The organism is Klebsiella sp. KPN54798 (genome assembly GCF_021184225.1).
GTDB lineage: Bacteria > Pseudomonadota > Gammaproteobacteria > Enterobacterales > Enterobacteriaceae > Klebsiella > Klebsiella pneumoniae.
The window spans coordinates 966,657-984,870 of record NZ_CP089234.1 but is presented as its reverse complement, the minus strand read 5'-3'; the positions used below and the strand labels follow the sequence as shown (position 1 = coordinate 984,870).

The following is an 18,214-nucleotide window of genomic DNA, read 5'->3' as shown; positions in this document are numbered from 1 at the left end:
TTAACGTCCCGCTACAGGTTTCAGTTCGATACGTTTGATATCGCCCACCAGCACCAGATAGCTCAGCACCGCCACCAGGGCATGGATACCGACGTAGATCAGCGCGCCGTTGAACGAGCCGGTGGTGCCGACGATATAGCCGATGGCGATCGGGGTGACGATGCCGGAGATATTGCCGAACATATTGAACAGACCGCCGGAGAGACCGCTAATCTCTTTCGGCGCGGTATCCGCCATCACCGCCCAGCCGAGGGCGCCGATCCCTTTGCCGAAGAAGGCCATTGCCATAAAGCCGATCACCATCCACTCCACGTTGACATAGTTACACATCAGCATGGTCATGGAGAGCAGCATCCCCAGCACAATCGGCGTTTTGCGCGCAATGTTCAGCGAGCCGGTGCGGCGCATTAACCAGTCGGAGATCACCCCGCCCAGCACCCCGCCGACAAAGCCGCACACCGCCGGAATCGAGGCGACAAAGCCGGCTTTGAGGATCGACATGCCGCGCGCCTGCACCAGATAAACCGGGAACCAGGTGATAAAGAAGTAGGTTAAGGCGTTGATGCAGTACTGACCGATATAGATGCCGATCATCATCCGCGAGCCGATCAGTTGCTTGATCTGCCCCATTTTGACGCTAAACGGCACTTTCTGCGCGCTGCTCTTCTGATCCATGTTGATCAGCGCCCAGCCTTCGGCGATATAGTCCAGCTCTTTCTGGTTCACGCCCGGGTGGTTGTTCGGATCGTGGATCACTTTCAGCCACACAAAGCTGATCACAATCCCCAGCCCGCCCATAAAGAAAAACACATGCGACCAACCCACTTCATGCGTCAGCCAGCCCATGATCGGCGCGAAAATAACGGTGGCAAAGTACTGGGCGGAGTTAAAAATCGATACCGCTGTCCCCCTCTCCTGCGCCGGGAACCAGGCGGCGACGATCCTGCTGTTGCCGGGGAATGACGGCGACTCGGCAAGGCCGACGAGGAAGCGCAGGGTAAACAGCGCAACGATAATGCCAAAGCCGCTGAAGATATCGACGAAGCCCTGCAGCAGGGTAAACATCGACCAGATGAAGATCGACCAGAAATAGACGCGCTTCGAGCCGAAGCGGTCGAGCAGCCAGCCGCCCGGGATCTGGCCGATGACATAAGCCCATGAGAAGGCGGAGAACACATACCCCATCCCCACCGGATCAAGGCCGATATCCCTGGCCATTTCCGAACCGGCGATCGACAGCGTCGCCCGGTCGCCATAGTTAAAAGAGGTGACGATAAACAGCATCACCACTATCCAGTAGCGGGCGTTGGTGCGCTTTTCAGCCGCCGTCGCCGCCTGACTTAATGAACTCATTGTTGTACTCCTGAATCATAGCGTTTAGCTACGTTCATTCTGAACAGCACAACCTGTAGGGTAATCAGAATGACGTGGTCGTGTTTTGATAGTTGTCGTTATATCTGGCACTGCATTTATCACTGGCTGGAGCAGTATATGAAGAGGCACACCGCGGCTCACCGTGCATCCACACAGCTTTTACGCCGCTATTGCAGGTGGTTTGTGGCGAATGCCCGAAAGAATGGGGGGAGGTTCACGGAATTGAAAAGCCAGCGCCGCTGGCGCCGCATAGCGCAGCAAAAAAGGCCGGAGTGTGAAATACCTCACTTGACCCGGTGAAACTGGCTGGCTTAAGCCATGGTATTGCTAAGGATATTGTGGCGTTTGCCTAAAGGCGCGGCGCCTGGAAAGCGCTACTATTTTGACGTCCGCGTATCTGGCCGCGACGTATTGAAAGAGCGCCCTCTGCGTAGGGAGAGGGCAGCGCTTTTATGCGAGCAGGGTGGCCCACTGCTCAACCCACGGATTGGAGACGCTCTCCGGCTCCGGGTCTTCGCTGGCGTCAATCTTCAGCATCTCGCCGATGCGCTTCGCGCCCTGCTCCTGCAGCAGCTGATCGAACTTCAGGCCGCCGCCGCAAAAGTTGGCATAGGTGCTGTCGCCGAGCGCGATAATGCCGTACCGCAGGTGAGGCTGATACATATCTTTGATGCCCTCATACAGCGGGACGATGCTGTCCGGCAGATCGCCCTGCCCGGTGGTGGAGGTGACCACCAGCACATACTTACCCGTGTAGGATTCCCAGTCGTTGACCTGCGGATCCTCATACACGGTAGCCTTGTGTCCCAGTCCGCTGAGGATCGCTTCCGCTTCTTCCGCGACCAGCAGCGAGTTGCCGTACATGGTGCCGACAAAAATTCCGACTTCCGCCATGCTATTATCTCCCTGGATTGACCTTATTCTCTTCATCCTGACCGCTGTCGTCGGCAAACTCAACCCTTTCATTTAGCGGGAGAAGCCCGCGCCAGCCAAACTGCGACAGCGCGCGCATCCAGACGTCGTCAAAACCGGCGCGCAGGGTCAGCGGCTCGCCGGTAAAAGGATGGGTTAACGACAGCTCGCTGGCGTGCAGCATCAGGCGGTGACAGCCGAAATGTTCCGCGGCGCTGCGGTTTTGCCGCAGATCGCCGTGCTTGCTGTCGCCGAGGATCGGATGACGGAGGTGGGCCAGATGACGGCGCAGCTGGTGCTTGCGGCCGGTTTTCGGCTCCAGTTCCACCAGCCCATAGCGCGAGGTGGGATAGCGCCCAGTCGCCACTGGCATCTCCACTGTCGCCAGACCGCGGTAGTGGGTTACCGCTGGCTGCGGCCCTTTATCTTCGCGGGCGAACTTATCGGCGATTCTATCCAGCTCCTCTACCAGCGGGTAATCCAGCAGCGCCTCTTCCATCAGCCAGCCGCGGACGATCGCATGGTAGCGCTTCCGGATCTGGTGCTGCTCGAACTGTTGCGCCAGCAGCCGGCCCGCCTCGCTCGACAATCCCATCAGCAGCACGCCGGAGGTGGGCCGGTCGAGACGATGAGCGGTAAAAACGTGCTGACCAATCTGGTCGCGCACGGTCTGCATCACCACCACTTTCTCGTCGCGATCGAGCCAGCTGCGATGCACCAGCCAGCCCGAGGGTTTGTTGACCGCCACCAGCCAGTCGTCCTGGTAGATAATCTCCAGCATCAGGCCTGCTCACCGGCAAACAGCGCGTCTAACAGCAGAAGTTCCGCCAGCATGGATTCGCGGACCGGGTGGGCCTGATCCAGAGCCATTTCGTAATAAGGCGCAACGGCAAAATTTTGCGGCAGCGGCTGGCCGCTCTCCAGCAGCTGGTGCATACGCGGGATCAGGACCCACTGCAGCCACTCCAGCGGCTCCAGGGTATCCAGGCAAAACGGCTTATCGCTGGCGAAGGCGCTGCTGTCCGGCGCCGTCTCCTGCCAGTGCTCCGTTTCGCGCAGCAGGGCTTCAATGGCGCGCAGGCGATCGCGCACGCTATCGTGAAGAGTCATGGGGAAACCTCGATGAGTTAAAAACCGGGCGCAGGATAGCAAATCCGCAGGAGAAATAAAAAAAGGGAGCACTGTATAAACAGTGCTCCCGGTTCGTTTTGCAGCAGTCCCGCTACATTGGTGCTCCCTGCTCGTCCTTGAAAACTTTTCCTGAGGTCTCCTGACCATGTTCATCCATAAACACGTGCATCCTGCTTTCACACCACCCCGATGCGAAATGACTTATCCATAAGTTTGTCCCGATCTTCCTGATCCACCGTTCATCCTGAGCGGCTCTCGTTCTCCATCCTGGAGGTGTCCATTACGCGATCCTGCGTTATCCTTGCTTCATCCTGAAGCCTGTCCCTGCAACGCCGTCCTGGCGGGTCCTGCAGAAGCGCCATCATCCTGATGTTCGCTTCATTTCGCGACGTCCTGTCGACAGACATAGGATCACTGATTCTGCCCCTTCTTACAACCCTTCTTGAGACAATCTCTTAAGATTAGTCCCCACTCAAAAGGACGAAAAAATTAAGATCTGATTTAATACCAACAACTTATATAAAAAAGTATGGATTAAATTTACCTTAAATGATGACGATCTCTTACAGGTTTTGTAAGAGATCTCTCACAAACGATCTGGCAGACTGGATTACAGAACTGGCTCAAGGTGGTTGAGGAAACCCGCAAGTGAGGGAGAAAGCGTAATGCGTTTGGCGGTGCCGAGGGTCTCTTTGACTACCTCGCCGCTGAGATTACAGACGGATATCACATCCAGTTCACTCTCGAGGGTGGCGATGAACAGCGTCGGCGACAGCTTCAACCGCTTCTGCACCACCAGGTGCCCGATTAAATTTTCCTGCACCCGCTGGAAATCCTCTTCACTCCAGGTCTGCAGCAGCGTCAAGGTTTCGCCGGCAAACCGGCCGGACATATCGCCGGCAAACTGAGTGGTATAATAAGAATGAAGCGGCTGTTGTACCACAATGTCGAGGGCGCGTTCAACCGCGCTGATATTTTGCGCCAGCGAAAACGGCTGCGGCTGCCAGAAAACGGCCTCGCCCTGGGTGTCGACAACGCAAGGCGACGGGACGCCGTAAAGCTCTTCACTGCGCGGCAGGCTGTGGCGCTGCTGCTGCCAGACGGCGCAATATCGTTGGGTAAAAGCGCGTAGCGCTTCTGCTGTCTGATGGTCCACCGGTTTCTCTCTTCACGTTAGACAGGATACACTGGAGCAATAGTGTACCCGCTTTACTATGGTGAAACATGTCTTCTTACGATAATCATCAGGCGCTGGCCGGCCTGACGCTCGGTAAATCAACCGATTACCGCGATACCTATGACGCCTCGCTGCTGCAGGGCGTGCCGCGCAGTTTAAACCGCGACCCGCTGGGCCTGCATGCCGATAATCTGCCGTTTCACGGCGCCGATATCTGGACGCTGTACGAACTCTCCTGGCTGAACGGCAAAGGTCTGCCGCAGGTGGCTGTCGGCCACGTCGAGCTGCCCGATACCAGCCTCAATCTGGTGGAGTCGAAAAGCTTTAAGCTCTATCTCAACAGCTTTAACCAGACCCGTTTCGCCAGCTGGCAGGACGTTGCAGAGACGCTGACTCGCGATCTCAGCGCCTGCGCGCAGGGGAAGGTTAAGGTATCGCTCTACCGCCTGGATGAACTGGAAGGCCAGCCGATTGCCCGCCTGCACGGCACCTGCATCGACGATCAGGATATCGAGATCGATAACTATCAGTTCAGCGCCGATTACCTGCAGGGCGCCGCCAGCGGCAAAATCGTGGAGGAGACGCTGGTCAGCCACCTGCTGAAGTCCAATTGCCTTATCACTCATCAGCCGGACTGGGGCTCGGTGCAGATCCAGTATCGGGGGGCGAAAATCGACCGCGAGCAGCTCCTGCGCTATCTGGTTTCGTTCCGCCACCATAACGAATTCCATGAGCAGTGCGTCGAACGTATCTTTAACGATATTCTCCGTTTCTGCCAGCCGGAATCGCTTTCCGTTTACGCCCGCTATACGCGACGCGGCGGTCTGGATATCAACCCCTGGCGCAGCAATGGCGACTTTTCCCCCGCCACCGGCCGCCTCGCCCGTCAATAATAAACAATTTCACAATTTGCGTGCGTTTAGGCGCGCGCAAGGTTGTGGAAACGCCGTTCGCAGGGCTATTGTAATCACAGGAAGACCATAAGCGTCCTGTAAGGAGTTCACTTGATTACACATGTTAGCCCGCTTGGTTCAATGGATATGCTGTCGCAGCTGGAAGTGGATATGCTTAAGCGCACCGCCAGCAGCGACCTGTACCAACTCTTTCGCAACTGCTCGCTTGCTGTGCTCAATTCGGGGAGCCTGACCGATAACAGCAAGGAGCTCCTGTCCCGTTTCGAAAATTTCGAGATTAACGTGCTGCGGCGCGAACGCGGCGTGAAGCTGGAACTGATCAACCCGCCGGAAGACGCCTTCGTTGACGGGCGGATTATCCGCTCCCTGCAGGCCAACCTGTTCGCCGTGCTGCGCGATATCCTGTTTGTTTACGGCCAGATCCACAATACCGTTCGCTTCCCGAACCTCGATCTCGAAAGTTCGGTTCATATCACTAACCTGGTGTTCTCGATCCTGCGCAACGCCCGCGCGCTGCACGTCGGCGAGGCGCCGAACATGATCGTCTGCTGGGGCGGCCACTCCATCAACGAAAACGAATATCTCTACGCCCGCCGCGTCGGTACGCAGCTGGGCCTGCGGGAACTGAATATCTGCACCGGCTGCGGGCCTGGCGCAATGGAGGCGCCGATGAAAGGCGCCGCCGTCGGCCATGCGCAGCAGCGCTACAAAGACAGCCGCTTTATCGGCATGACCGAACCATCCATTATCGCTGCGGAACCACCGAACCCGCTGGTCAATGAACTGATCATCATGCCGGATATCGAAAAGCGTCTGGAGGCCTTCGTACGTATCGCCCACGGGATCATTATTTTCCCGGGCGGCGTCGGCACTGCCGAAGAGCTGCTCTACCTGCTGGGTATTCTGATGCACCCCGACAACAAAGCGCAGGTGCTGCCGCTGATCCTCACCGGGCCGAAGGAGAGCGCCGACTACTTCCGCGTACTGGACGAGTTTATCACCCATACCCTGGGCGAATCGGCCCGTCGCCACTACCGGATCATCATTGACGACCCCGCGGAAGTGGCGCGGCAGATGAAAAAAGCGATGCCGCTGGTGAAAGAGAGCCGTCGCGAGACCGATGACGCCTATAGCTTTAACTGGTCGATTCGCATCTCGCCGGACCTGCAGATGCCGTTTGATCCGACCCACGAGAACATGGCCAACCTCAAACTCTCCCCGGATCAGCCGGTGGAAGTGCTGGCCGCCGACCTGCGTCGCGCCTTCTCCGGGATTGTCGCGGGGAACGTCAAAGAGGTGGGCATCCAGGCCATTGAGCAGTACGGTCCTTACAAACTGCACGGCGATCCGGAGATGATGCGCCGTATGGACGATCTGCTGCAGGGCTTCGTCGCCCAGCACCGCATGAAGCTTCCGGGCGGCACCGCCTATATTCCTTGCTACGAAATCATCGCCTGATTTCCCCCTCTCCCGCCGGGGCATCGCCTGACGCCTGCCCCCGGCGGGCTCTCTTCCTCTGACTTCCAGAACGCGCTAAAAACCTTTCTGTTACTAATCAATCACCTGAATTATTTCTACATAGCCAAACGTTTGCGTTGGTAAAAACTGCGACAATTATCACTGCAAAAAATGGTTTTAAGCGCAAAAACGTCGACTAGTTCTCTTTTTTACAGTAAATCCCTCGTTATTACGCCGCTCCGCTTTTATCTCATATGCTGCAAATGGTAGCCTTCGCGCCACAAATCGCTGGCTGATCACCAGAAACAGGCTGTTGGACTAAAAATACGCACATTGAAAGTGGATTATTGCATTTGAGATCGCGATCACTGATGCATAAACCATATAAATGTATCTTTCCGGCCCAATTATTACGGAGAAAATTTCTAAAAAAACCGTAATTAAACGAATTTCATGTTACGCAATTGTATTTATTCATTAGATTTTGTTGATTCCTCCAGGAGATACAGATGGAAACCACTCAAACCAGCACCATCGTTTCGGGCGAAACCCGCAGCGGATGGCGTAAAACCGACACCATGTGGATGCTGGGCCTGTACGGCACGGCGATTGGCGCGGGCGTCTTGTTCCTGCCGATCAACGCCGGCGTTGGCGGCATGATCCCCCTGATCATCATGGCGATTCTGGCCTTCCCGATGACTTTCTTCGCCCACCGCGGCATGACCCGCTTCGTGCTCTCCGGGAAAAACCCGGGCGAAGACATCACCGAAGTAGTGGAAGAACACTTCGGCGTAGGCGCAGGTAAGCTGATTACCCTGCTTTATTTCTTCGCTATCTACCCGATCCTGCTGGTTTATAGCGTGGCGATCACTAACACCGTCGAAACCTTCATGGCGCACCAGCTGCACATGACGCCGCCGCCGCGCGCCATTCTGTCGCTGATCCTGATTGTCGGCATGATGACCATTGTGCGTTTCGGCGAGCAGATGATTGTGAAAGCGATGAGCGTGCTGGTGTTCCCGTTCGTTATCGCGCTGATGGTGCTGGCTCTGTATCTGATCCCGCAGTGGAACGGCGCGGCGCTGGAGACGCTCTCCCTGAGCGGCGCTTCCGTTACCGGCAACGGCCTGCTGATGACCCTGTGGCTGGCGATCCCGGTGATGGTCTTCTCCTTCAACCACTCGCCGATCATCTCTTCCTTCGCGGTAGCCAAACGTGAAGAGTACGGCGAAGGCGCTGAGAAGAAATGCTCCAGTATCCTCGCGCGCGCCCACATCATGATGGTGCTGACCGTGATGTTCTTCGTCTTCAGCTGCGTTCTGAGCCTCTCTCCGGCAGACCTGGCGGCGGCGAAAGAGCAGAACATCTCGATTCTGTCTTACCTGGCGAACCACTTTAACGCGCCAATCATTGCCTGGATGGCACCGATCATCGCGATGATCGCCATCACCAAATCCTTCCTTGGCCACTATCTGGGCGCTCGCGAAGGCTTTAACGGCATGGTGATTAAATCCCTGCGCAGTAAAGGCAAATCGATTGAAATCAACAAACTGAACAAGCTGACCGCGCTGTTCATGCTGATCACCACCTGGATTGTGGCAACCCTGAACCCGAGCATCCTCGGTATGATCGAGACCCTTGGCGGCCCGATTATCGCGATGATCCTGTTCCTGATGCCGATGTACGCGATTCAGAAAGTCCCGGCGATGCGTAAATACAGCGGCCATATCAGCAACGTCTTCGTGGTGATTATGGGCCTGATTGCCATCTCCGCGATCTTCTACTCTCTGTTCAGCTAATTCATTCAACGCCTCCCCCCGCGCCGCTTTACGGCGGCGCGCTTTCCGACAGCACGGGAATACATATGATCAGCGTATTCGATATCTTTAAAATCGGCATTGGCCCTTCCAGCTCCCATACCGTTGGACCGATGAAAGCGGGCAAACAATTCACTGACGACCTGATCGCGCGCGGCCTGCTGGCCGAGGTGAGAAAAGTCGTCGTCGACGTCTACGGCTCCCTCTCCCTGACCGGTAAAGGCCACCATACCGATATCGCGATTATCATGGGACTCGCCGGCAACCTGCCGGACACGGTCGACATCGACGCCATTCCGGGCTTTATTCAGGACGTTAATACCCATGGCCGCCTGATGCTGGCCAACGGTCAGCACGAAGTGGACTTCCCGGTGGATCAGTGCATGAATTTCCATGCCGACAACCTGTCGCTGCATGAGAACGGCATGCGCATCACCGCCCTGGCCGGCGACAAGGTGCTCTACAGCCAGACGTATTACTCTATCGGCGGCGGCTTTATCGTTGATGAGGAGCACTTCGGCCAGACTACCGAGGCGCCGGTTGCCGTTCCTTACCCTTACAAAAACGCCGCCGACCTGCAGCGTCACTGCCGTGAAACCGGGCTGTCGCTCTCCGGCCTGATGATGCAGAACGAACTGGCGCTGCACAGCAAAGAAGCCCTTGAGCAACACTTCGCCGCGGTGTGGGAAGTGATGAGCGCCGGTATCGAGCGCGGCATCACCACCGAAGGCGTCCTGCCGGGCAAACTGCGCGTCCCGCGCCGCGCCGCCGCGCTGCGCCGCATGCTGGTGAGCCAGGACACCACCAACAGCGATCCGATGGCGGTGGTCGACTGGATCAATATGTTCGCCCTGGCGGTGAACGAAGAGAACGCCGCCGGCGGCCGGGTGGTGACCGCGCCAACCAACGGCGCCTGCGGTATCGTGCCGGCGGTGCTGGCCTACTACGACAAGTTTATCCGCAAGGTGAACAGCAACTCCCTGGCCCGCTATATGCTGGTCGCCAGCGCGATTGGTTCGCTGTATAAGATGAACGCCTCCATCTCCGGCGCCGAAGTCGGCTGCCAGGGTGAAGTGGGGGTCGCCTGCTCGATGGCGGCGGCCGGTCTGGCGGAACTGCTGGGCGGCAGCCCGGGTCAGGTGTGCATCGCGGCAGAGATCGCTATGGAGCATAACCTCGGCCTGACCTGCGACCCGGTCGCCGGCCAGGTGCAGGTGCCGTGCATCGAACGCAACGCTATCGCTGCCGTGAAAGCGGTCAACGCCGCGCGAATGGCGCTGCGCCGGACCAGCGAGCCGCGCGTGTGTCTCGATAAAGTGATCGAGACCATGTACGAAACCGGCAAAGACATGAACGCCAAGTACCGGGAAACCTCCCGCGGTGGTCTGGCGATGAAGATTGTTGCCTGCGATTAACCTGCTGGCCCGCCACGCGTCGGCGTGTCGGGCCATCGTCCTGCATAACTCTTTTTGTTATATCAATAAAATTTTAGTTATTTAATGGTTATAAGCGCTGTTTGTTACCTTACGCAAAACCGCTAAGGAGAACAGACAATGTCCAACCGATTCCGCCCCGCCTGGCTGCTGGTCCTCGCCGCCCTCTCTACCTCCGCGCTGGCCAAAGCGCCGGAAACCGTCAACATCGGCTATCAAAAGGCGAATATCTTCGCGCTGCTGAAGTACCGCGGCACACTGGATGAGAGCCTGAAAAAACAGGGCATTGCCGTACGCTGGGTCGAATTCCCCGCCGGGCCGCAAATGCTGGAGGGGCTGAACGTCGGTAGTATCGATCTGGCCGCGACCGGCGATGCACCTCCGGCCTTTGCCCAGGCGGCGCAAGCCGATCTGGTCTACCTTGCCCACTCCCCCGCTAACCCGAAAACGGAAGCGATTGTGGTGCCTGAACAGTCGGTAATCCACAGCGTGGCCGACCTGAAGGGCAAGCGCGTGGGGTTGAACAAGGGGTCTGACGTCAACTACCTGCTGGTTGCCGCACTGGAAAAAGCGGGCCTCAGCTATAAAGACATCACCCCGGTCTATCTGCCGCCGGCGGACGCCCGCGCCGCTTTCCAGCGCGGGGCGATTGATGCGTGGGTGATCTGGGATCCGTTCCTCGCAGAAGTGGAAACCAACGCGAAAGCCCGACAGATCCGCAATGCCGAGGGGCTGGTGCCGCACTACACCTTCTATCTCGCCAGCCGCAAGTTTGCAGATACCTACCCGGAGACAGCAAAGCAGGTGGTGGATGAGCTGGGTAAACTCAGCGCGTGGGCGAACAGCCATCAGGACGAGGCCGCCGGGCTGCTGTCGACCTCAACCGGACTGGATAAAGCCATCTGGCTGAAGACCCTGGCCCGCCTGCCCTACGGTGCCGAACGCATGACCCCGGCGGTGTATAACGAACAGCAGGCGCTGGCGGATACCTTTACGCGCATCGGCCTGCTGCCGGTGAAAGTCGACGTGCGCAGCGCCACCTGGTCGCTGGATAAACCTTGATTTTCCTGACGACGGGAAGCTCTGCGCCTCCCGTCGCCGACAGGCTTACCCCGCCGTTTTCTCACCATTGCCTATCTGCCAGATAAAGGTGGGCGCTTCACCGTTCACCAGCCAGTTACCGATATTACGTGCCTTATAAATCACCGGATTATGCGAGGCAACCGTCCGCGCATTGCGCCAGTGGCGATCCAGCGCAAGGCGAGTTCGCGTATCCGACGCCCCGAGGGCATTAAACAGCTCCGTCGCCGCCCGCGGGATCCAGTCGCTGGCGATCACCTGCGCCTGCGCCGCTTCCACTTCCGCCAGCTGGTTACGCCGGGCAATCAATGCTTCGTCGTCGCTGACGTGCGCCACATAGGCCTGCTGCAGCGATTCCGCGGCCTGCAGGACCGCGGCCCGGGTCGCCCATGCCCAGCTGCTGATCTGCCCAACGACCTGCAGAACCTGGGCGTCATCGCGCGGCACGGCGGCGTTGCCGTGGCTGTACATCCGGGAGCGATGTTTGACGCCCTGCGCGGCATCCCGCTCAACCGCCAGGCCAATGCCCGCGAGGGTCGCCAGCAGCACATGCTGGTAGAAGGCGGTCTGATAGCGAAAGCGCTGGGCAAAATCATAGACATGTTCGGTTTCCACCCGAGCGCCGGTAAAGCGGGTGGTCCCGCTGCCGGTCAACCGCTGGCCAAAGCCATCCCAGTCATCTTCCCGCACCACGCCGGTCTGCTGGGTGCTGACCAGGGCTATCACATCGCTGGCGGTATCACTGCGCCGGGCAAACACATCGATCCAGTCGGCGTACAGCGCGCCGGTGCTGTAAAACTTCTCGCCGTCGAGTCGCCAGCCGCCCTCTGCCGGCGTCACTCTGGTGTTCACCTCTCCCAGCTTAACCGCGCCGATCTCCGTCCAGCCGCTGCCCACCAGCTCACCGTCGAGGAAGCGACGAAACCAGCGGTCGCGCCCGGCGGAATCCGGCTGATTCAGCTGATCTTCCACAAAGGCAAAGTGCGCGCGCAGGGCCTGCGGCAGGTTAGAGTCCGCTTGCGCCAGCTCGATCAGCAGCGCGCTGAGCTGCGGCAGCGAAGCGCCCCAGCCGCCCTTCTCGCGCGGGATACGCAGCGTGCCGAAGCCCGCTTCTTTCAGCCAGCGGATCGGCTCATCGGGCAGAATGCGCTGCTGTTCGCGCTCCGCAGCGCCCTGGGCGATACGGGTGAATATCGGGCGGAAGGCGGCCGCCAGCGCGTCATAATCGGTGCCAGTGGAGAGCAGGGTCATTGTCAGTTCCTTATTCATGAAGTGCGTCGATATCTTCTCGCGTCGGTTCATGACGGACCGCCAGCAGGAAGAAAATGGGAATAATGGCGGCAAGCGAGACCACCCAGAACATCTGCGTGCCGAGGTAGGCCTGCAGCAGCGGCAGAATAAACAACGCCAGCGCGCTGCCGATCCCGGAGAGTGCCCGGCTGAAACCGACCCCGGTGGCGCGAATGGCAGTAGGATAGGAGAGCGCCGGGTAGATCATCAGCTGCGCCCCCGGGCCAAACCCTTCGGCGAACAGCCACAGCCCCAGCATCGCGATAGCCAGCACGATACCTGCCGTCGCGTGCGGTTGCCCCACCAGCGCCAGCACAATCAGCGCCACAAACTGCAGGGCGAAGCCGGCTATCGCCACATGACGCGAAGGATATTTCCACGCCAGATGCATACCGAGCAGCCCACCGGTAAAAGCAAACAGGGCGTTCAGCCCCAGCGATGCCGAAATAGTTTCGAAGACGCCAGCCCCGAGGAACTGGGCAAGAATTGACGGCAGGAAAAAGGCAATCGCCGTGTACTCGAAGGAGATACAGATATTCATCACCCCGGCGACGATAGTCCGCTCGCGGTAGGGTTTTTCGAACAGCACGCGGAAGCTCACTTTCGGCGCTGGCGCGGGCTTCGCCGCCGGGACCTCATGGGCATGGATCCCCCAGGAGTCGCGTAAAATACGCACTGCAGAGGTCAGATCGCCCTGGTTCGCCGCCCACAGCGGGGATTCATTCATAAATCGACTGCGGACGGCAATAATCAGCAGTGCCGGCACGGCGCCGAACAGCAGAGAGGCGCGCCATAGCCAGTCAAGATGCTCCTGCGGCAGCAGGAAATAGAGGCCGAAGATAATGAGAAAGCAGACGGTTGAGGCGGCGTACCACATCGGGCACCACGCCGCGAGGCGAGCCGCTTTGTTGCCTTTGCCGGCAAAGCGGGAAAACTCGGCCAGATAGGACATCGCTACCGGCAGGTCGATGCCAACGCCGATGCCCATCAGGAAACGGGCGCCAATCAACACCCAGACGTTCGGCGCCAGCCCGGCGGCGATAGCCGAAATCACGAAAAAGAACATATCGGCCATAAAAACCGAATAGCGACCATATTTATCGGTCAACCAGCCGCCGATAATATTGCCGACGATAGTCCCGACCATAATGGACGAAGTCACCAGGCCGGTCAGCAGCGGTGAGAGCTGAAATTCACGTACAACGTCATCAATACCGTAGGAGAGCGTGGTTAAGTCATATGCGTCGAGAAAAACGCCCCCCAGCGCGAGGAAGACAATCATCCGCGCATATTTCGCATGTTCCTTGCCGGAATTAATTAGCCGCGCCACATCCCCGACGCTACTGACCGGTACCGAAGCGATACCGGGATTATCCACTGGTAATGTACTCATTTTTTCACCTTATTATTTTGTGCAGGTCATCAGCGGTTATAGACCGCGCGCGACGAGAATCAAAACAACAAATAATTCTATAAAAATCAATATAATCAATAAGTTAATAAATATCACCAGCACAAAAAGGACGCGTTTTCACGCATCCTCAAGGGAAATAAATAACAACGAAAATAGACGTCGTGCAGGACGCTTATTCCGCGGACACTGGAACTAATACGTCTTTTACCAGCGGGTCATCGGTGGTTTTTAACCACGTCTGGATCCGCGGGTCAGAAAAAGCCTGTTTTAATTTGACGATATTTTCCTGCGATAAATACGGTGTACCAATCACTAATTGCGAAGCAAAGGTGCGCGGCGCCGGCGGGAATAATATGCCTTTCTCACGCGGCACTTTCCCGGCGTCAAATTGCGAGACATAGCCGATGGCGGCATCCACCGAATTTAACGCCCGCGGCATGGTCAGCAGATCCAGCTCTTTAAAGACAAACTGATGCGGGTTACCGACAATATTTTTCAGCTTCGCCGTGCGCGGCTCCACCGCCGGGTCGAGCGAGATCAACCCAATGCGCTGGAGCAGCCACAGGGCCTGCCCCTGATTGGCGCCATCGTCAGGCACGACAATGGTCGCGCCGTTGGGCAACGCCTGTACCGACGAGTAGCGGTCGGAATAGATGCCAAACGCCCACTGGAACACCGGCACCGTGGTCGACAGCGCAAAGCCGTTAGCGTCCACCACCTGTTTAAGCCACCACTGATGCTGATAGATCGTCCCGGCATACTGACCTTCCGCTACCGCGCGGTCAGCCTGGACCGGATCCTGCACCCCCACCGCCTCCAGTTTCAGACCGTAATCGGGCGCAATATGCTGATTAATATACTCAATGATCCGCTGCTCGCCGGCCATCGCCGGCTCGTAGTGAATTTTTAACGTGCTGCCGAAGACCACCTGCTGGCTTTGGGTATGTCCCCGCCACCACCAGAAGGCGATAGCGAGCAGGATAATCACCGCCAGCGCCGCCAGCCAGGGCCAGCGCCGCGCTTTACGTAACTCAAATTGCTCTGTTGTCATACAAGGTTCCCCTGCGTGTGGCGTAAACGGTTGACCAGACGGTCACCCAAAAATTGAATCAACTGGATCGTGGCGATCAGGGCAACGATCGTCGCGATCATGATGTGGTTGTCGAAGCGCTGATAGCCGTACACCACGGCCAGGTAGCCGATGCCGCCGGCGCCGATGGTCCCGGCGATAGCCGAATACTCGATCATCGAGACCAGGTTTAGCGTCACCGCCGCCACCAGCGCGGGCATGGCTTCACTGAGCTGCGCGCTGGCAATGATTTGCCAGCGCGACCCGCCGCAGACGACCCCCACCGCGGTGACCTCCGCCGGCAACTCGCGCAGCGCGTTCTCCACCAGACGGCCAAAGAACGGGACGCCGGCGGCGATCATCGGCACTACCGCGGCGGGGATGCCAATCGTGGTGCCGGTCAGCCAGTAAGTGAACGGGATAATGGCGGCCATCAGCACCAGAAACGGCAGCGAACGTCCCATATTGACCACCCAGTTCAGCAGCCGGTACAGCAGTGCGTGCGGAAATAAGCCCCGCGGCGAGGCATTAAACAACACCACCCCCACCAGCCCTCCCAGCGTGACGACAAACAGCATCACAATGGCCACCATCAGCCAGGTTTCGCCATAGGCGGGGAGCAGCAGCGAAGGGATTTCGCCCCAGGGGGTATCCTGACTGATGACTGTCGGTTTCATACCGCCTCCCTGAGCAACGGCGCGCTGTCGAGGATCTCCGCCGTTATGCCGAGCTGCGCCAGCAGGCCCTGCAGTCGCGCGGGCGACAGGCGTTCGCCCTGAAAGCGCACTCCGGCCTGCAGGCGACCGGCCAGCCGACCATTAATCACCTCGACGTGACCGCCAAGGAGATCGATCTGCAGCGCCCACTGCTGGCTCAGGCGGCTGATCCAGTCGGTGGCCACCGGCACATCCCAGCGGTAGCTCAGACGCAGCAGCAGATCGCTGTGGGTAGCTGCCGCCGGCGTCAGCGGCAACAGCTGCTGGCCGAGCAGAGAATCGGGACGCGCCAGCAGATCTTCGATCCGCCCGTACTGGACGATCGTCCCGTCGCGGATCTCCGCCACCGCATCCGCCGCCGTGCGCACCGCGTCCATTTCATGGGTAATCAGGACGATCGCCAGCTGGTACTCATCACGCAGCCGCTTGAGCAGAGCCAGCACCGAGGCCGTGGCCTGAGGATCGAGGCCGGAGGTGGCTTCATCCGCCAGCAGAACGGACGGGCGCAGCGCCAGCGCGCGGGCAATGCCGATCCGCTGGCGCTGGCCGCCTGAGAGCTGGGCCGGCCAGGCATCCGCTTTGTGGCTCAGGCCGACGCTCTCCAGCAGCTCGCCAACCCGCGCCTTGATATCGCGCTCCACCACACCAAGCCACGCCAGCGGCAGGGCGACATTCTCCCAGGCGGTCCTGCGGCTCAACAGCGCCGAAGACTGGAAAACGGTGCCAATCGCCCGCCGTTCCCGGCGCAGCGCCTCGCCGGACAGCGCCGACAGATCCTGGCCATTGATACGAATGCTGCCGCTGTCCGGTTGCTCCAGCAGGCTGATGCAGCGCGCCAGGGTTGATTTACCGGCGCCGCTCGGCCCCACCACCGCGGTGATGGAGCGCTCAGGCACCTGCAGCGACAGCCCTTTCAGCACCGCGCTGAGCCGGCCATCCGCTGTGCGGTAACTTTTATGCAGGTCATCAATAGCGATCATGTCACCTTCTCCTCTACCGATGCCGCCGTGCGCGCATCGCGGCGGTAGCTGGCGCCCGGGTGAGGCGCGGCCAGACGCGGGCCGCCGCCGAACAGTTTTTCGCGCAGGGTCCCCTCGCGGTACTCTTGCTTAAAGACGCCGCGCTTTTGCAGCTCAGGCACCAGCAGCTCGACGACATCGCGGAAGGTTTCGTGAGTGACGGCATAGGCGAGGTTAAAGCCATCGACGTCCGTCTCTTCGACCCAGGACTGCAGTTCGTCCGCCACGGTTTGCGCGCTGCCAACCACCAGCGGACCGAAGCCGCCGATCCCCGCCCAATCGGCCAGGGCCTGCACCGTCCACTGGCGGTTCGGATCAGCGGTCGAAAAGGCCTCCACCGCCGACTGAATGGCGTTGGTGTGCAGATACTTCAGCACCTGATCCGGCTGATACTGGCCGAAATCGATCCCCGTCCAGCCGGAGAGCAGCGCCAGCGCGCCTTCATAGCTGACGTACTGCTTATATTCCTGCCACTTCGCCTGTGCCTCGCGGTCGGTGTCGCCGACAATCACCGTCTGCAGGTTGAAGATCAGGATGCTGTGCGGATCGCGCCCCGCCTCAGCTGCCCGGCGGCGAATATCCGCCACCGTCTTCTTCAGCAGCACCTTCGACGGCGCTGCGACGAAGACGCATTCGGCATGGCCGGCGGCGAACTGTTTGCCGCGGCTGGACGCCCCCGCCTGATACAGCACCGGCGTGCGCTGCGGGGATGGCTCGCAGAGGTGGATCCCCGGCACGGAAAAGAACTGTCCCTGATGGTTAATGGGATGGATTTTCCGCGGATCGCTGAAGATCTTCCGCTCTCTGTCGCGCAGCACCGCCCCATCCTCCCAGCTTCCCTCCAGCAACTTATAGATCACCTGCAAATACTCATCGGCATAGTCATAGCGGGTGTCATGGTCGGTCTGGGTCTGCTGGCCGATATTGCGCGCCCCGCTCTCCAGATAGGAGGTGACGATATTCCAGCCCACCCGCCCTTTGGTCAGATGATCGAGCGTCGACAGACGACGAGCGAAGGGGTAAGGATGCTCAAACGACAGCGAGGCGGTCAGGCCGAAGCCCAGATGCTCCGTCACCAGCGCCATTGGGGTGATCAGAGCCAGCGGATCGTTGACCGGAACCTGCGTCGCCTGGCGGATCGCCGCATCGCCGCTGCCGTTCAGCACGTCATAGATCCCCAGCACGTCGGCGATAAACAGCCCGTCGAACTTGCCGCGCTCCAGCAGCCGCGCCAGATCCACCCAGTACTCCAGATCTTTATACTGCCAGGAGCGATCCCGGGGATGCGCCCACAGGCCCGGCGACTGATGGCCGACGCAGTTCATATCGAAAGCGTTAAGACGAATTTCACGTTGTGATGACATAGCAATCTCCATAGCGCGGCCCGTCGCCGGGGCGCACGCGGCAAAA

The 18,214-nt window shown here is 59.0% G+C and carries 16 protein-coding genes; 5 read left to right on the top strand and 11 right to left on the bottom strand.

All coding sequences use genetic code 11. From position 1 onward, the window contains the following. The 5 genes from LPQ25_RS04895 to syd form a co-directional block, all read right to left on the bottom strand. Entirely contained in the window at window positions 1-1,353 is a 1,353-nt protein-coding gene (locus LPQ25_RS04895; RefSeq protein WP_014907011.1) for an MFS transporter, read from the bottom strand. Between the two features lie 471 nt (window positions 1,354-1,824). Next, entirely contained in the window at window positions 1,825-2,268 is a 444-nt protein-coding gene (locus tag LPQ25_RS04890) for a flavodoxin (protein WP_002915235.1), read from the bottom strand. A gap of 4 nt (window positions 2,269-2,272) precedes the next feature. Continuing rightward, window positions 2,273-3,067, bottom strand: coding sequence for a tRNA pseudouridine(65) synthase TruC (truC, locus tag LPQ25_RS04885; protein WP_002915236.1), 795 nt, complete (start codon window positions 3,065-3,067; stop codon window positions 2,273-2,275). Then, window positions 3,067-3,396 carry a YqcC family protein gene (locus LPQ25_RS04880; protein WP_002915249.1) on the bottom strand — a complete coding sequence of 110 codons (330 nt, stop codon included), beginning with the start codon at window positions 3,394-3,396 and terminating at the stop codon, window positions 3,067-3,069. The genes truC and LPQ25_RS04880 overlap by 1 nt, the downstream gene beginning before the upstream one ends. A 631-nt stretch (window positions 3,397-4,027) precedes the next feature. Continuing rightward, on the bottom strand, window positions 4,028-4,573 hold the full coding sequence (gene syd, locus LPQ25_RS04875; RefSeq protein ID WP_002915253.1) for a SecY-interacting protein: 546 nt from the start codon (window positions 4,571-4,573) through the stop codon (window positions 4,028-4,030). A gap of 68 nt (window positions 4,574-4,641) precedes the next feature. On the opposite strand from syd, the gene queF reads away from it, so the two are divergent. The 5 genes from queF to LPQ25_RS04850 all read left to right on the top strand — a co-directional run bounded on the left by queF (window position 4,642) and on the right by LPQ25_RS04850 (window position 11,278). After that, window positions 4,642-5,487 (top strand): NADPH-dependent 7-cyano-7-deazaguanine reductase QueF, encoded by an 846-nt coding sequence (gene queF / locus LPQ25_RS04870; RefSeq protein ID WP_004174633.1) that lies wholly within the window; start codon window positions 4,642-4,644, stop codon window positions 5,485-5,487. Window positions 5,488-5,598: 111 nt separating this feature from the next. Then, window positions 5,599-6,966 carry a nucleotide 5'-monophosphate nucleosidase PpnN gene (ppnN, locus tag LPQ25_RS04865; RefSeq protein ID WP_002915258.1) on the top strand — a complete coding sequence of 456 codons (1,368 nt, stop codon included), beginning with the start codon at window positions 5,599-5,601 and terminating at the stop codon, window positions 6,964-6,966. 509 nt (window positions 6,967-7,475) lie between these two features. Further along, window positions 7,476-8,765, top strand: a complete 1,290-nt coding sequence (locus LPQ25_RS04860) for an HAAAP family serine/threonine permease (protein ID WP_004151070.1) — start codon at window positions 7,476-7,478, stop codon at window positions 8,763-8,765. Between the two features lie 65 nt (window positions 8,766-8,830). After that, window positions 8,831-10,198, top strand: a complete 1,368-nt coding sequence (locus LPQ25_RS04855) for an L-serine ammonia-lyase (RefSeq protein WP_014907009.1) — start codon at window positions 8,831-8,833, stop codon at window positions 10,196-10,198. Between the two features lie 138 nt (window positions 10,199-10,336). Next, window positions 10,337-11,278 carry an aliphatic sulfonate ABC transporter substrate-binding protein gene (locus LPQ25_RS04850; protein ID WP_014907008.1) on the top strand — a complete coding sequence of 314 codons (942 nt, stop codon included), beginning with the start codon at window positions 10,337-10,339 and terminating at the stop codon, window positions 11,276-11,278. A 45-nt stretch (window positions 11,279-11,323) separates the two neighbouring features. On the opposite strand, the gene LPQ25_RS04845 is transcribed toward LPQ25_RS04850, so the two are convergent. The 6 genes from LPQ25_RS04845 to LPQ25_RS04820 form a co-directional block, all read right to left on the bottom strand. Continuing rightward, window positions 11,324-12,547, bottom strand: a complete 1,224-nt coding sequence (locus LPQ25_RS04845; protein WP_004890080.1) for an acyl-CoA dehydrogenase family protein — start codon at window positions 12,545-12,547, stop codon at window positions 11,324-11,326. A 10-nt stretch (window positions 12,548-12,557) separates the two neighbouring features. After that, complete coding sequence (locus tag LPQ25_RS04840; protein ID WP_015875124.1) at window positions 12,558-13,979, bottom strand: MFS transporter; 1,422 nt, start codon at window positions 13,977-13,979, stop codon at window positions 12,558-12,560. Window positions 13,980-14,172: 193 nt separating this feature from the next. Then, window positions 14,173-15,051: a MetQ/NlpA family ABC transporter substrate-binding protein gene (locus LPQ25_RS04835; RefSeq protein ID WP_002915265.1), complete on the bottom strand. Its 879-nt coding sequence runs from the start codon at window positions 15,049-15,051 to the stop codon at window positions 14,173-14,175. After that, complete coding sequence (locus LPQ25_RS04830; RefSeq protein WP_002915267.1) at window positions 15,048-15,746, bottom strand: methionine ABC transporter permease; 699 nt, start codon at window positions 15,744-15,746, stop codon at window positions 15,048-15,050. Before LPQ25_RS04830 ends, LPQ25_RS04835 begins: the two co-directional genes overlap by 4 nt. Beyond that, a complete protein-coding gene (locus LPQ25_RS04825; RefSeq protein WP_004174621.1) occupies window positions 15,743-16,765 on the bottom strand; it encodes a methionine ABC transporter ATP-binding protein in 1,023 nt (340 codons plus the stop codon). Before LPQ25_RS04825 ends, LPQ25_RS04830 begins: the two co-directional genes overlap by 4 nt. After that, window positions 16,762-18,168, bottom strand: a complete 1,407-nt coding sequence (locus tag LPQ25_RS04820; RefSeq protein WP_002915313.1) for an LLM class flavin-dependent oxidoreductase — start codon at window positions 18,166-18,168, stop codon at window positions 16,762-16,764. The genes LPQ25_RS04825 and LPQ25_RS04820 overlap by 4 nt, the downstream gene beginning before the upstream one ends. Between the last annotated feature and the right edge of the window lie 46 nt (window positions 18,169-18,214).